The following is a 13,300-nucleotide window of genomic DNA, read 5'->3' on the forward strand; positions in this document are numbered from 1 at the left end:
TTTTTCATTGCATGATCTCGTCCTGTCAGACGGTGAAAACTTCGCGACGCAGCGTTTCCCAGCTGTCCTTGTCGGTGGCGAGCAGCAGGCCACCATTGAGATGGGCAGGCAGGTAGGGCGAACCGTCGAAGCGCGCGGCATAGGCGCCCGCTTCCTGCGCGATCAGCGTACCGGCCAGATGATCCCAGGGCATCAGCTTCTGGTACATCAGGAAGTGGATGTGGCCGCCGGCAAGGATGCGGTATTCGTGTGCAGCACACCGGTAGCTCGTAGCAATTCGCACCTTCGCCATGTTGGCCATGACTTCGCGCCGGGCCTCTTGCTTGTAGAAGCCCGTCGAGGCGCCGCCGACCATGGCCTCGAGCGGAACGCCTGCCGTCACCGCCATGCGCTCCTGCGAACCGTCGGGGCGGCACATCCAGGCACCCGAGCCCTTCTCGGCAATCACCCAGTCGTTCCCCAGCGGATCATAGATGATGCCGGCAACCGTCTCGCCCTTGGAAACGACGCTCGCCATGACGCCGAAGAGCGGCAGGCCGGCTGCGAAGTTGAAGGTGCCGTCGATCGGGTCGACGACGACGGCGAGATCGGCATCGGCCAGCTTGTCGAGCAGGGCCGGATCGGCGGCAACCGATTCTTCGCCGATGAACACCGCACCCGGAGCGATCTCGTCCATGCGTGCCTTGATCAGGCGCTCGGCCGCCTCGTCACCTTCGGTGACGAGATCGATCGCTTCCGACTTCATCCGCACATCGCCCGCGCCGAGATTGCGAAACCGCGGCAGGATTTCTTTGACCGCGGCCTCCTGCAAGAGATTGGCAAGGGCGGCGATGTCGACGGAATGGCTCATTCTTTGGGCTCCGGTGTGAGGGACTGGAAGTCGAATAGCTTGGGGTCGAGCAGATGCGACGGGTTCACATGGCCAAGTGCGCGCAGCATCGTATCCTTGCGGCCGGGCATGCGTCGCTCGAGATCGGCGAGCATCGCCTTCATCGCGTTGCGCTCCAGCCCGTCCTGCGATCCGCAGAGGTCGCAAGGAATGATCGGGAACTCCATGGCTGCCGCGAACTTCGCCAGGTCGTCCTCGGCGGCATAGGCGAGCGGCCGCAGCAGCATCAGGTCGCCTTCATCGTTCAACAGCTTTGCCGGCATCGAGGCGAGCCTGCCGCCGTGGAAGAAGTTCATGAAGAAGGTTTCGAGAATGTCTTCCCGGTGATGGCCGAGGACCAGCGCATCGCAGCCCTCTTCGCGCGCGATCCGGTAGAGATTGCCGCGGCGCAGCCGCGAACAGAGCGAGCAGTAGGTGGCACCCGTCGGCACCTTTTCCTTTACGATCGAATAGGTGTCGCGATATTCGATCCGGTGCTTGACGCCGATCGAGGCCAGATATTCCGGCAGGATGTGCTTCGGAAAGTTCGGCTGGCCCTGGTCGAGATTGCAGGCGACGAGCTCGACCGGAAGCAGCCCGCGCCATTGCAGGTCCATCAGCAAGGCCAGCAGGCTGTAGCTGTCCTTGCCGCCGGAGATCCCGATGAGCCAACGCTTGGCGCCTTTCAGCATGCCGAAATCGTCCATCGCCTGTCGCGTCTGCCGCAACAGCCGCTTGCGCAGCTTGTTGAACGAGACCGACGACGGCATGCGTTCGAAGATCGGGTGAAGGCCCGTTTCGATCTCGCCGTCTTCAACGGCATTGTCGATTGCGTCAGGCGAAAGGGCTGGCGAATGATCCATGGCAACGATCCTGGAATGGCGGGCGCAGGGAAAAAGGCGCGCGGTGCGTCACGGCCAGCACTTGCCTCGTTCCTCCTGCAAGATCAAGGGAAAACGGCCCTTCGGCCGAAATCAGGAGCCAAACACCGACCAGCCGGTACGCGCGGCAAGCATCTCGAGCGCGAGAGACCCCAGAAGCGAATTGCCGTTGTGGTTCAGCCCCGGCGACCAGACGGCGACGGAAGCCTTGCCGGGCGCGACGGCGAGAATGCCGCCGCCGACGCCGCTCTTGCCGGGCAGACCGACCCGGTAGGCGAAATCGCCCGAACCATCATAGTGGCCGCAGGTCAGCATCAGCGCGTTGATGCGCCGGGCGCGCTGGCGCGACACGACCGAATGCCCGGACAAGGGATTGGTGCCGCCGGCCGCCAGGAACAGACCGGCCTTGGCGAGCTGGCTGCATGTCATCGATAGCGCGCAGTGATGGAAGTAGACGCCGAGCACATGCTCGACCGGGTGATCGAGCCGCCCGAAGGAGCGCATGAAGTTTGCAAGCGCGAAATTGCGGAAGCCCGTTGCCGTTTCGGAGCGGGCGACCTCATGATCGATGACGATGGCGTCGTCGTCGGCGAGGTAGCGGACGAACTGCACGATCTCGCCGATCAGTTCGCGCGGCGTGTGGCCAGCAAGGATCAGGTCGCTGATGGTGATTGCGCCGGCATTGATGAAGGGATTGCGTGGCTTGCCACCTTCCTGCTCGAGCTGGACGATCGAGTTGAAGGCCGAGCCTGAAGGTTCGCGACCGACGCGATGCCAGATGTTTTCGCCGTGTTTGCCGAGCGCCAGTGTCAGCGTGAACACCTTGGAGACACTCTGGATGGAGAACGGCACCTCGGCGTCGCCGACCCGGTGCACCTGCCCATCCGTGGTGACGATCGCCATGCCGAAGTGCTCGGGATTAACGCGCGCGAGCTGCGGGATGTAGTCCGCGACCTTGCCCTCGCCGAGCCGTGGTGTCAGCTCGCGGTGGATATCCTCGATGATCGCCTGCAGATCCTGCGGCGTCTTCTGCTCCGGCATGCGATTTCCCCTTCCGCCGCGCACATCAGCGCTTTGTCCGTGACAAGGGCGATGCGCGACAGATCAAAACGCCACGATATCTGAAGAGATCTGAAGAGACAAAAAAACCGCCCGTTTCCGGGCGGTTTTCGAAACGTTCACAAGGCCAAGGCCCCGGATTAACGCGAGTAGAATTCGACGACGAGGTGCGGTTCCATGACGACGGCGTAAGGCACGTCGGAGAGAACCGGAACGCGGACGAAGGTTGCTACCATCTTGTTGTGGTCGACTTCGATGTAGTCAGGAACGTCACGCTCAGCGAGCTGAACCGATTCGAGAACGGTCACGAGCTGCTTGGACTTTTCCTTGACTTCGATGACGTCGCCCGGCTTGCAACGGTAGGAACCGATGTTGACGCGAACGCCGTTAACCTTGACGTGGCCATGGTTGACGAACTGGCGTGCAGCGAAAACGGTCGGAACGAACTTTGCGCGGTAGACGATCGCGTCGAGGCGCGATTCGAGCAGGCCGATCAGGTTCTCCGGGGTGTCACCCTTGCGGCGGTCAGCTTCGGCGAAGATCGCACGGAACTGCTTTTCGCGGATGTCGCCGTAGTAGCCCTTCAGCTTCTGCTTGGCGCGCAGCTGCACACCGAAGTCCGAAAGCTTGGACTTGCGGCGCTGGCCGTGCTGGCCCGGGCCGTATTCGCGGCGGTTAACCGGCGACTTCGGACGGCCCCAGATGTTTTCGCCCATACGGCGGTCAATTTTGTACTTGGACGATTCGCGCTTGCTCATCGCATTTCCTTTCAGTCTGTTACACCGGTCTGTTGCCAAACCGGATCAAGGAAACACGCCCTCCTCTGAACCCATTTTGAGAGTTCTGACAGGATTCTCACGATCACGATGCCGGAGAAACCACGGGACATGTCAAATGAAACACCGGACATTTCTGCCCGGCGTTGGGGCGGCTTTAGGGCTTCCGATCGGCATTGTCAAACAAAATCGCCGTATTAGGGGCCATTTCAGGCGGGGTCGCCGGCTGCTGGCTTTCCAGCGAAACAAGCAGCTTCTTCAGAAGCGCTGCCAGTGCGACACGTTCCTCTGGCCCAAGACCTCCGAGATAGCGCGCCTCGCTCGCCATGTCAGCCCGAAATGCGGCTTCTGCGAGCGCTACGCCCTTCTCCGTCAACCCAACCACGCTGCTGCGTCCATCCGATGCCGAACGCTCGCGCAGGATCAGCCCTGCCTTCTGCAACCGATCAAGCCGATGTGTCAGTCCGCCCGACGAAATCATCAGCAATGTATAGAGGTCGGTCGGCGTCTGGCGATACGGAGGGCCGGAGCGCCTGAGCGTCGAGATCACGTCGAATTCGCCGCGGTCGAGACCGAAGGAGGCAAAGGTCTCCTCGATCGACGGACGCACCAGATTCGAAAGCCGGTAGGCGCGCCCGAGAATGGTCATTGGCTCCGTATCGAGGTCCGGCAATTCGCGATCCCATTGCGCCCGCAACCGGTCGACGTGGTCCCTCTTCACTTGCTCATCCTGCATCGTCTACTCCGCGGCCTCCAGCAATATATCTTGACGAGAAGATATTTTGGCATAATATCTTCTCATCAAGATAACTCATTCGAACCAGCAAACCAACCCGATGGAGATCAGCATGTTTCATGTCATTCCGCGCGCAGAGCAGAAGCAGAGCCCTAACCGGACGATCCTGTTCGAGGGCGGACAATACGGCACGCCGGTTTCACTCTTCTTGATGAATGCGGAGCCTGGCCAAGGTCCGGCGCTTCACCTCCACCCCTATCCGGAGACCTGGCTCATTCATTCCGGCGAGGCGGAGTTCACGGTCGGCGAAGAGACGCTTATCGGCAAGGCCGGCGACATCATCGTCGTCGATCCCGGCACGCCGCACCGTTTCGTCAACAGCGGCGACACTCGGCTGGAGATGACCTGCATCCATGCGTCCGACCGTGTGATTCAGGAATGGCTTTGACGCCACGCACGCGACAGGCGGGGGCGTGTATCGCGGCCGTCTCGTCATTAAGCAACCGGAACTGAAGCCTCGAACGGAGGTCGCGCCTATTCAGCTGCAGCCGCGGACGGATCCATGGCATCCGGCCCGTTCGCGTCGCCCGGAGCGGTTTCGCAGCCAAGGTCGGGAAAGGCGACGATTCGCTTGCCGCTGAAATCGGCATGGACGACGATCAGCCCATTTTCCTCGAAATAGCCGAGCAGCCGCCGGGCGCGACGGGCGGAATGGGTGCCGTAGGCCCGTGCGATCATTGCGTCCGACGGGCATGCAAGGCCGCGCACGGCGGCCTGCGCCATCATCAGGAAAACGCCTTGCAGGTCCTCGGTGACGCGATCGGCTAGCCGGAGGGCAGATGCCCAGGCGTCCGTGGCTGCGGTCTCCGCATCGACGCCCGAGCGCGCGATTGCCATCTTGCGCCGGAAGGCGCTCAGCGACAGGGCTGCACCCGGAACGCGCCGGATTCGACAACGCACGAGAAAGTCCTGGAACAGCTCGGCATCAGGCCGGAATGCGGCATCGGGATTGGCAAGAATCTCGGCAAGCAGGCTGTCGAGCAGCGCGCCACGCTCTTCCGACGACATTTCCGGCTGAGCAGGTTTCACCTCGATCGGCGCCATAGGCTCCGGACGCGGACGCGACAGTTCGGCGAGAATATCTGTGGCCGGGCGCGGCGGTGGTGCGGCACGACGCACAAGCGGCCGGGTCAGTTCGTCGGCGTCGGGCGTAAAGATCAGGTCTTCCACATCCTGCGGCGCTTCCGGCAATGGCATCAGCTTGGGGCTCGTCGAGCGTGCCGAGGTCTCGACGGCGCCGATGGTCACCTTCAGCGGACGACGCGACAGCGCCGGGCCGAGGGCGACGAAGGAGCCGCGCTTCAGATCGCGGAACATTTCCGCGGTCCGGCGATCCATGCCGAGCAGATCGGCGGCACGCAGCATGTCGATATCGAGGAAGGTCCGGCCCATCAGGAAGTTGGACGCTTCTGCCGCAACGTTCTTGGCAAGCTTTGCCAGGCGCTGGGTGGCGATGACGCCGGCAAGCCCACGCTTACGTCCACGACACATGAGATTGGTCATGGCGCCGAGCGAAATCTTGCGGACTTCTTCGGTGACATCGCCGGCAACCGACGGCGCAAACATCTGCGCTTCGTCGACGACCACGAGCACGGGGTACCAGTATTCCCGGTCCGCATCGAACATGGCGTTGAGGAACACGCCGGCGCTGCGCATCTGCTGGTCGATATCGAGCCCTTCGAGCGACAGAACGCAGGAAACACGATGCTGGCGAATGCGGGTGGCAATGCCGATCAATTCAGCGTCGGTGCGCTCGCCCTCGACCACCACATGGCCGAACTTGTCGGCGAGCGTGACGAAATCGCCCTCGGGGTCGATGATGCATTGCTGCACCCAAGGGGCGGATTGCTCGAGCAGACGACGCAAGAGGTGCGACTTGCCGGAGCCGGAATTGCCCTGCACCAAAAGACGGGTCGCCAGAAGCTCCTCGATATCGAGAGAAGCCGAAGTCCCTTCGGACGTCGCTCCCATGTCGATGCCGACTTTCATCTGTACCTCATCCTGCCTTTAGGGCGTTCGTCGTTTGGGCAGAGCAGCAGATGCGCTCTACCTCTGTTTTACGCATTTCCTGACGGAAAACCGCTTCGCATTTTCCTGGACATGCTCTGGCTGATGTCGGGCGCGCGCCCGCAAGCCCTGAGGCTTAGCACCCTTCCCCGCAGTTTTCCCGGTTCAAAGCGAGAAACCCACAGATAAGAAGACTTCGTTTACCGCACTGTCAGTCCGAAGCCCTGCATCAGCCGGCGGGTCGAAAAATCCGGCTTTCCTGAGGTGAAGATTGCCGGGTCCTCGCCGTTCAACGGTGCGAAGCCATTGGGCAGTGGCACCAGCGAGCGTGCGCGCCGCGCAATCGCCTCGGCCGGATCCAGCCAGTCGACCGGCCATGGCGCGAGCTTGCGGAACAGGTTGGCCATGAACGGATAATGCGTGCAGGCGAGAACGACGATATCGGTCTTGCGGCTGTCCATCTCGATGAAGCACGGCTCGATTTCGGCCAGCACCTCGGCGTCGTCGAGCTTCTCGCCACGAATATAGGCCTCTGCCATCCTGGCGAGGTTTTCGGAGCCGACCAGGCGGACATGACATTGGCTGGCAAAGGACTGGATCAGGTCGCGCGTATAGGCGCGCTTGACCGTGCCCGGCGTCGCCAGAACGGAAACGAGTCCGGAGCGCGTCCGCTCGGCCGCCGGCTTGATCGCCGGCACGGTGCCAACGAAGGTCATCTGAGGAAAAGCGGCGCGCAGATCGGCACCGACCAGCGTGAAGGCAGTGTTGCAGGCAATGACGCAGATTTCGGGGTCGTGCTCGGTCAAAAGGCGACCGAAGAGCGCGATGACATGTGCCCGCAGCGCCTCCTCCTCCCAGCCCCCATAGGGGAAGCCGGCATCGTCGGCGATATAGATGAAATGCCGCTCCGGCATCAGCACCCGCGCCTCGCGCAGGACCGTCAGTCCTCCGATGCCGCTGTCGAAGACGAGGATGGGTTTCAGGTCAGTCGCTGTCACCGCTGTCTGATGCCTTCTTGTTTGCCTCCGCCCTGCTGCTATCGGCAGGAGCGCCGGAACCCCGGGGATGTTCGCGCGAAAACCGGTCGAGCGACGAGATAACGCCGCGCAGCACCCGGATTTCCGTTTCGGTAAAGGATGGTCTGGTCAGAACGGTTCGCAGATTTTCCACCAATTTCGGCTTTTTGTCGGCGGAGCGGAAATAGTTGCGCGCTTCGAGCGCATCTTCCAGATGATCAAACAGCCCCTGCAGATCGTCCTTCTTCGCCGGACGCTGCTCCAGCGCCTGGAAGGACGTCTGGTCTTCGCTTTCCATGCCGGTTTTCAGCCACTCATAGGACATGAGCAGCACGGCCTGGGCAAGGTTGAGCGAGGCAAAGGCCGGGTTCACGGGAAAAGTGACGATCTCGTCGGCAAGCGCCACCTCCTCGTTGGTGAGGCCTGTGCGCTCGCGACCGAAGATGATGCCGGTCGCCTCGCCGGCGGTGAAGCGTTGCCTCAGCGTACGCGCCGCCACGATCGGCGAGCGCACCGGCTTGTAGCCGTAGCGGTCGCGCGCCGTCGTCGCATAGACGAAGTTGAGGTCGGCGATCGCCTCTTCCAGCGTGTCATAGAGCTTGGCGCCCTCGATGACGTGGTCGGCGCGGCTGGCGGCAGATTGCGCCTTTTCGTTCGGCCAGCCGTCGCGCGGGTTGACGAGGCGCAATTCCGACAGGCCGAAATTGGCCATGGCGCGGGCAACCATGCCGATGTTCTCGCCGAGCTGCGGATAGGCGAGAATGATCGCCGGCCCTTCGGTCAGGAGTTCTCGTTCGCTGTTCGTGCCTGCCATGTCTTTCGCCTTCGTCTTCTGTTCGGCGCTTCCCTCGCACAAAAGCCCGGAAAGTTAAAGTCCAGGCATCGGTGGAGGTCAGCCCACCGCTGGATGCAGGCGGTTGAGCGAGATGCCGATCATCTCGAGCCCCAGCCCGGCATCGTCCTTCGATATCGGCAGGTGGCGGTCGACCGGTCCGGAGACGCGGCCGACATCGTAGAAGTAGCCCGCTCCCTTTTCCTCGATCGAACGAACGAGCGCGAGGTTTTCGTCGATGTCGCTGAGGAATGTCGGGTCAACGGCTTCGTCGGCGACGCGTCGGGCAAATACGCGCGCCCAATAGGTGCAGCCCATGAAGATCGCCAGCGTCTGTCGGACATGCCCCGGACGCGTGACCAGCTGCCAGGACACGCCGAGCGGCTTTGCGGCGGCCGCAAGATCGCGGTAGGCGCGATCCAGCGCCTGCGACCGCACGATCAGCGCCATGCCCGAGGCACCCTCCTTGGCCGCTTGCAGCAGGCCCGTCAGTTCGCCGCACCAGGATTTGATGGCCAGATCGAGGGACGTTCGCGTTCGTGTCGGAAAGACGACGAAGGCAACCGCAGCACCGGCGATCGAGCCGATCAGGGTTTCCTCCAGGCGCAGCTGCAGCAACTCAGGCGTAAGCACACCCATCAGGCTGTAGAGCAGCGACAGGACGACGGAGACGAAGAACGTCATTGTCGCATAGGAAACCGCAAGGAAGTAGAAGGCAAGAAAGACGCAAAGCGCACTGAGCGGCAGCACGAGATAGATATTGCCGGCGACCAGGGTGCCGGCGACGATGCCAACCACGATCCCGAACAGCGTACCGGCCGAGCGCTGCAGCGCCTTGACCGCCGTGTCGCCGCGCGACCGCGTGTTGGTGAAGACGAGGAAGGCGGCCAGCACCGCCCAGAACCAGCGATCGCGCGACAGCATCAGCCCGAAGACCATGGCGATCCCTGCGGCAAGCGTGATCTGGATTGCGGACTTAAGCGCCGGATTGTCGAACGACAGGTTCAGCCGCGTTGCAGCCCGGCCGCTTTCGGGTTCGCTGGGGTCATCGAGGTCATGCTCGTCGAGCTTTGACAGGCTGCCCGCCAGCCGCTGCCGGACATTTCGCAGCCATGAGAGCGCCTTAACCGTTTCGGCGAGCCGCTCGTTTGTTCTGTCGATGCGTGCAGTCTCCGCTTCGATTTCGGCGGAGTTGCGTGCAAGCATCGCTTCGATCAAGGCCACGGGCGGCATGGCCTGAAGGCTGAGGACGATCACACTCTCTGCTGCCAGATGCAGGTCGAAGAGGTTGATCACCACATCCGACGAGGCCAAGCCCGGCTCGGGCTCCGGGCGTCGGTTCTCCGTCGGGATGAAACTTTCCGCCATCAACACCGCCTCCTTGAGGCGTTCTTCCCTGCGGTGAAGCCGGGTGCGGTCGGTTTCGAGCAGCATCGGTTTGCGCGCGACGTCGAGCAATTCCTCCAGCATTTGGTCGACGCGCTGCTGGACGCTGGCTGCAGCGCGCATGAGATCGCGGTAGCGGTTGTCGGGCAAAAGGACGGTGCGGACGAGATGTGCAACCGTCGCCGAGACCGCAGCGCCAAGAAACAGCGCCGGCAACTGATCGGCGGTCGGGCGCAGATATGCACCGATGAAATAGGACATGAAGGCGAACATGCCGACGGCGAACCAACGCGCTCCGAACGATCTGCCATAAACCGCCAGGAAGATGATCAGCAGGAAGACGACATCAGAGACATAGCGATGACTCTCGAGCAGCGAGGCCAGTGCCACCATCGAGACGCCGGCGACGACGGCGATCACGCGGGTTACCAGCTGTTCGCCATGGGTGCGATCGCGCACGGCAAGGCCGCCCTCGATAGACAGAGAAACGGCAAGGCCATAGGCGGCCGATGGCAGTGGCGCTACGAGATAATGGAAAGCCATCAGCAGCAGAACCGACGAAACGATCGTCGCGGTGATGCGCGTTGCCTGCCGCAGCCGCGAAAAGGCGGGGTCGTTGGCGAGAAGCCAATCGCGCACGCGGGAACGAATTTCCATCGGTTGCCTTTGCCTGCCGCGGCGGCCAACGAGCGGCGCCGCTTCGCTGCTCTCTTCTGATTAACGTCGCCTCCGATCTTTTCAAGGCATGAGACAGATTAAAACCCCTCGAAAATGCCGTCCGTCCCCCTGCCTTGAGGTCGTTTGAACCTCCACCCAAAGTTTCAGTCAAGCATGCTTTGCCTTGCCGTTTCACAATGCTATAGGGCACTGGATTTTTCTAAAGAGGAAGGGACATCGCTCCCGCTGTCCCGCTAAACTACGAGGCATTTTCATGGCAAAGATCAAGGTCGCCAATCCGGTCGTCGAACTCGACGGCGACGAGATGACCCGCATCATCTGGCAGTTCATCAAGGACAAGCTGATCCATCCCTACCTCGACATCGACCTCGAGTATTATGACCTCGGCATGGAAAACCGCGACGCCACCGACGACCAGGTGACGATCGATGCTGCCAACGCCATCAAGAAGCACGGCGTCGGCGTCAAGTGCGCCACGATCACCCCGGACGAAGCCCGCGTCGAAGAGTTCAAGCTCAAGAAGATGTGGAAGTCGCCGAACGGCACGATCCGCAACATCCTCGGCGGCGTCATCTTCCGCGAGCCGATCATCTGCAAGAACGTTCCCCGCCTGGTTCCCGGCTGGACCAAGCCGATCATCGTCGGCCGTCACGCCTTCGGTGACCAGTACCGCGCCACCGACTTCAAGTTCCCGGGCAAGGGCAAGCTGACGATGAAGTTCGTCGGCGAAGACGGCAAGGAAATCGAATACGACGTCTTCGACGCACCGTCGGCCGGCGTTGCCATGGGCATGTACAACCTCGACGACTCGATCACCGAATTCGCTCGCGCTTCGCTGAACTACGGCATCCAGCGCAAGGTTCCGGTCTACCTGTCGACCAAGAACACCATCCTCAAGGTCTATGACGGCCGCTTCAAGGACATCTTCCAGAAGGTGTTCGACGAAGAATTCGCCGACAAGTTCAAGGAACTGAAGATCTGGTACGAACACCGCCTGATCGACGACATGGTCGCATCGGCACTGAAGTGGTCCGGCGGCTACGTCTGGGCGTGCAAGAACTACGACGGCGACGTGCAGTCCGACATCGTTGCCCAGGGCTTTGGTTCGCTCGGCCTGATGACTTCGGTCCTGATGACGCCGGATGGCCAGACGGTCGAAGCAGAAGCCGCACACGGCACCGTGACCCGCCACTACCGCCAGCACCAGAAGGGCGAGGAAACCTCGACCAACTCGATCGCCTCGATCTTCGCCTGGACCCGTGGCCTTGCCCACCGTGCCAAGCTCGACGGCAATGCCGAACTCGCGCGCTTCTCCGAAACGCTCGAAAAGGTCTGCGTCGACACGGTCGAATCGGGCTTCATGACCAAGGACCTGGCGCTGCTCATCGGCCCCGACCAGCCGTGGCTCTCGACCACCGGCTTCCTCGACAAGATCGACGAGAACCTGCGTAAGGCAATGGCTGCCTAATAGGGCACCAGCGTCGAATGGACGCGCGCCCTTCTCCGCGCACTGCCCTGACGATCGCTCGGATCGTCAGGGTCAACCACGCCGGTGAATTTGGCGCCATCCGCATTTACTCCGCGCAGATTGCCGTTGCGCGGAGACTATTTCCCGACTGTGTTCCCATGCTCTCTGAGATGTTGAGGGACGAAATTGAGCACTGCTCGCTTTTCCGGGGCGCCATGCCGGCGCGAAACTCCCGCCCCTGTCGCGTCATGCAGTTTTGGAGTTTGGGCGGCTGGCTTCTCGGCTTCTCGACGGCACTGATGGGGCGACGCGGCATATGGGCGTGCACGGCCGCAGTCGAAGCCGCCGTGCATCGCCATCTCGACGACCAACTCCACTTTCTGTCAGGCAAGGATGAGGAGCTGCACGCCCTCATCCTGTCAATTCGGGAGGAGGAACTGGCGCATCTCCAGCATGCTGAAGCTCAATTGATCCGCGAGGACATGCGCGTGAGGGCGCTTCGCGCCCTCATCTCTCTTTGCACTAATGTCCTGATCTGGCTTTCAACCTGGGGCGATTCCGTCCGTATGGCCAAGGCTTTGCGCCATGCGAGCGTTATTTGAGCGGCAGATAGATCTCGGTCAAAAGCTCTGTCGGCGGCACGTCGCGCGGATTGTTGAGATATTTCTCGAACATCAGGCTGTCGCGCACCTCTCGGCCGGACTGCGGCAGCCACGTGCCGTAGAGCCATTGATAGGCCAAGGGCATGTCCGCATACGGCCCCTTGTGACGCAGGACGGCGTAACGTCCACCATCGAGTGTCTGCGGCGTCAGCGGTGCATCCGAGGGCAAATCCCCTTTGGCCGACACGCAGGCGAAGGAACGCAGCTTGTCTGTCGGCACCAGTTCCGGATCATCCAGGTAGATGCCAATCATCTCCATGTCGGGCCTAAACAGGTTGCGCGAAAACAGCGTGCCGTAGAGGGTCTCGAACGCCTTGCCGATGCCCATGTAGGACCCGGTGTGGGCGACGCCGACGACGCCAAAACTATCGATTTCCTTGAGAGTGACTTCATACATGTCCGCAATTCCTTCCGATGAAGCGGTTTCGAAGGTTTTGTGGCTGCCCTCCCTCCGGTATCGCGCCGGCGGCAGTCCGTAGACTGCCTTGAAGGTGCGGTTGAAGGATTGAATATTGGGGTAGCCAGAGCGCTGCGCGATCGCATCGACAGGAAGATCGGTTTGTACGAGATCGGCGGCGGCCTTCTGCAGCCGTAGCCGCTTGACCGTTGCCGCCAGTGTCTCGCCGTGAACGGCCCGGTAGATCCGGTGCCAGTGGTGCGGCGACAGGCAGGCGATCTCAGCGAGCCGATCTAGATCGAGCTCTTCATTGAGATGGCCGTAAATATAGTCGCTCACCCTGTGCAGACGTCTCTCATAGGTCGCCCAGCTTGCCTGCTCGTCCATGCCGAACCTTTCGCGTTTTGCTCACGGATCGGTAGACCATAGCCGAGTTTGACAAATCCTGCGGAGTTTTACGGCGAGCGAATGCCG

At 61.8% G+C, this 13,300-nt stretch carries 13 protein-coding genes; 3 read left to right on the forward strand and 10 right to left on the reverse strand.

Going from position 1 to position 13,300, the window contains the following annotated elements:
• Nucleotides 1-25: 25 nt before the first annotated feature.
• The 5 genes from LPJGGPFB_RS11750 to LPJGGPFB_RS11770 form a co-directional block, all read right to left on the reverse strand.
• On the reverse strand, nt 26-850 hold the full coding sequence (locus LPJGGPFB_RS11750; RefSeq protein WP_112804919.1) for an inositol monophosphatase family protein: 825 nt from the start codon (nt 848-850) through the stop codon (nt 26-28).
• Nucleotides 847-1,731 carry a tRNA 2-thiocytidine(32) synthetase TtcA gene (ttcA, locus tag LPJGGPFB_RS11755; RefSeq protein WP_173420066.1) on the reverse strand — a complete coding sequence of 295 codons (885 nt, stop codon included), beginning with the start codon at nt 1,729-1,731 and terminating at the stop codon, nt 847-849. The genes LPJGGPFB_RS11750 and ttcA overlap by 4 nt, the downstream gene beginning before the upstream one ends.
• A gap of 111 nt (nt 1,732-1,842) precedes the next feature.
• The gene (locus tag LPJGGPFB_RS11760) at nt 1,843-2,790 is read right to left on the reverse strand and encodes a glutaminase (protein WP_173420067.1); all 948 of its coding nucleotides are present in this window, start codon (nt 2,788-2,790) and stop codon (nt 1,843-1,845) included.
• Nucleotides 2,791-2,948: 158 nt separating this feature from the next.
• The gene (gene rpsD / locus LPJGGPFB_RS11765; RefSeq protein WP_173420068.1) at nt 2,949-3,566 is read right to left on the reverse strand and encodes a 30S ribosomal protein S4; all 618 of its coding nucleotides are present in this window, start codon (nt 3,564-3,566) and stop codon (nt 2,949-2,951) included.
• 175 nt (nt 3,567-3,741) lie between these two features.
• A complete protein-coding gene (locus LPJGGPFB_RS11770) occupies nt 3,742-4,320 on the reverse strand; it encodes a MarR family winged helix-turn-helix transcriptional regulator (protein WP_173420069.1) in 579 nt (192 codons plus the stop codon).
• Nucleotides 4,321-4,432: 112 nt separating this feature from the next.
• On the opposite strand from LPJGGPFB_RS11770, the gene LPJGGPFB_RS11775 reads away from it, so the two are divergent.
• Complete coding sequence (locus tag LPJGGPFB_RS11775; RefSeq protein ID WP_173420070.1) at nt 4,433-4,768, forward strand: cupin domain-containing protein; 336 nt, start codon at nt 4,433-4,435, stop codon at nt 4,766-4,768.
• A gap of 86 nt (nt 4,769-4,854) precedes the next feature.
• Here LPJGGPFB_RS11775 and LPJGGPFB_RS11780 read toward each other — a convergent pair whose 3' ends face one another.
• From LPJGGPFB_RS11780 to LPJGGPFB_RS11795, 4 genes are all read right to left on the reverse strand, one after another.
• Complete coding sequence (locus LPJGGPFB_RS11780) at nt 4,855-6,369, reverse strand: helicase HerA domain-containing protein (RefSeq protein ID WP_173420071.1); 1,515 nt, start codon at nt 6,367-6,369, stop codon at nt 4,855-4,857.
• Nucleotides 6,370-6,587: 218 nt separating this feature from the next.
• On the reverse strand, nt 6,588-7,385 hold the full coding sequence (gene murI / locus LPJGGPFB_RS11785; protein WP_173420072.1) for a glutamate racemase: 798 nt from the start codon (nt 7,383-7,385) through the stop codon (nt 6,588-6,590).
• Nucleotides 7,372-8,217: an RNA methyltransferase gene (locus LPJGGPFB_RS11790; protein WP_173420073.1), complete on the reverse strand. Its 846-nt coding sequence runs from the start codon at nt 8,215-8,217 to the stop codon at nt 7,372-7,374. Before LPJGGPFB_RS11790 ends, murI begins: the two co-directional genes overlap by 14 nt.
• Before the next feature lie 78 nt (nt 8,218-8,295).
• The gene (locus tag LPJGGPFB_RS11795) at nt 8,296-10,278 is read right to left on the reverse strand and encodes an FUSC family protein (protein WP_173420074.1); all 1,983 of its coding nucleotides are present in this window, start codon (nt 10,276-10,278) and stop codon (nt 8,296-8,298) included.
• 274 nt (nt 10,279-10,552) lie between these two features.
• Here LPJGGPFB_RS11795 and LPJGGPFB_RS11800 point away from each other — a divergent pair, with 274 nt between their 5' ends.
• Both LPJGGPFB_RS11800 and LPJGGPFB_RS11805 read left to right on the forward strand, forming a co-directional pair.
• Entirely contained in the window at nt 10,553-11,767 is a 1,215-nt protein-coding gene (locus LPJGGPFB_RS11800) for an NADP-dependent isocitrate dehydrogenase (RefSeq protein WP_173420075.1), read from the forward strand.
• A 17-nt stretch (nt 11,768-11,784) separates the two neighbouring features.
• Entirely contained in the window at nt 11,785-12,369 is a 585-nt protein-coding gene (locus LPJGGPFB_RS11805) for a demethoxyubiquinone hydroxylase family protein (protein ID WP_173420076.1), read from the forward strand.
• Here the strand turns inward: LPJGGPFB_RS11805 and LPJGGPFB_RS11810 are convergent.
• On the reverse strand, nt 12,362-13,213 hold the full coding sequence (locus LPJGGPFB_RS11810) for an AraC family transcriptional regulator (RefSeq protein ID WP_173420077.1): 852 nt from the start codon (nt 13,211-13,213) through the stop codon (nt 12,362-12,364). The genes LPJGGPFB_RS11805 and LPJGGPFB_RS11810 overlap by 8 nt on opposite strands.
• Between the last annotated feature and the right edge of the window lie 87 nt (nt 13,214-13,300).

Origin of the sequence: Ensifer adhaerens (assembly GCF_013283195.1) — a bacterium.
In the GTDB taxonomy this organism is placed as follows: Bacteria; Pseudomonadota; Alphaproteobacteria; order Rhizobiales; family Rhizobiaceae; genus Ensifer; species Ensifer adhaerens_G.

Bases quoted from the DNA above. Each gene is read 5' to 3' on its own strand.
- LPJGGPFB_RS11780 (WP_173420071.1), bottom strand. From the start codon at position 6,369: ATGAAAGTCGGCATCGACATGGGAGCGACGTCCGAAGGGACTTCGGCT.
- LPJGGPFB_RS11800 (WP_173420075.1), top strand. From the start codon at position 10,553: ATGGCAAAGATCAAGGTCGCCAATCCGGTCGTCGAACTCGACGGCGAC.
- rpsD (WP_173420068.1), bottom strand. From the start codon at position 3,566: ATGAGCAAGCGCGAATCGTCCAAGTACAAAATTGACCGCCGTATGGGC.
- ttcA (WP_173420066.1), bottom strand. From the start codon at position 1,731: ATGGATCATTCGCCAGCCCTTTCGCCTGACGCAATCGACAATGCCGTT.
- LPJGGPFB_RS11760 (WP_173420067.1), bottom strand. From the start codon at position 2,790: ATGCCGGAGCAGAAGACGCCGCAGGATCTGCAGGCGATCATCGAGGAT.
- LPJGGPFB_RS11790 (WP_173420073.1), bottom strand. From the start codon at position 8,217: ATGGCAGGCACGAACAGCGAACGAGAACTCCTGACCGAAGGGCCGGCG.
- LPJGGPFB_RS11775 (WP_173420070.1), top strand. From the start codon at position 4,433: ATGTTTCATGTCATTCCGCGCGCAGAGCAGAAGCAGAGCCCTAACCGG.
- LPJGGPFB_RS11770 (WP_173420069.1), bottom strand. From the start codon at position 4,320: ATGCAGGATGAGCAAGTGAAGAGGGACCACGTCGACCGGTTGCGGGCG.
- LPJGGPFB_RS11795 (WP_173420074.1), bottom strand. From the start codon at position 10,278: ATGGAAATTCGTTCCCGCGTGCGCGATTGGCTTCTCGCCAACGACCCC.
- LPJGGPFB_RS11805 (WP_173420076.1), top strand. From the start codon at position 11,785: ATGGACGCGCGCCCTTCTCCGCGCACTGCCCTGACGATCGCTCGGATC.
- LPJGGPFB_RS11750 (WP_112804919.1), bottom strand. From the start codon at position 850: ATGAGCCATTCCGTCGACATCGCCGCCCTTGCCAATCTCTTGCAGGAG.
- LPJGGPFB_RS11810 (WP_173420077.1), bottom strand. From the start codon at position 13,213: ATGGACGAGCAGGCAAGCTGGGCGACCTATGAGAGACGTCTGCACAGG.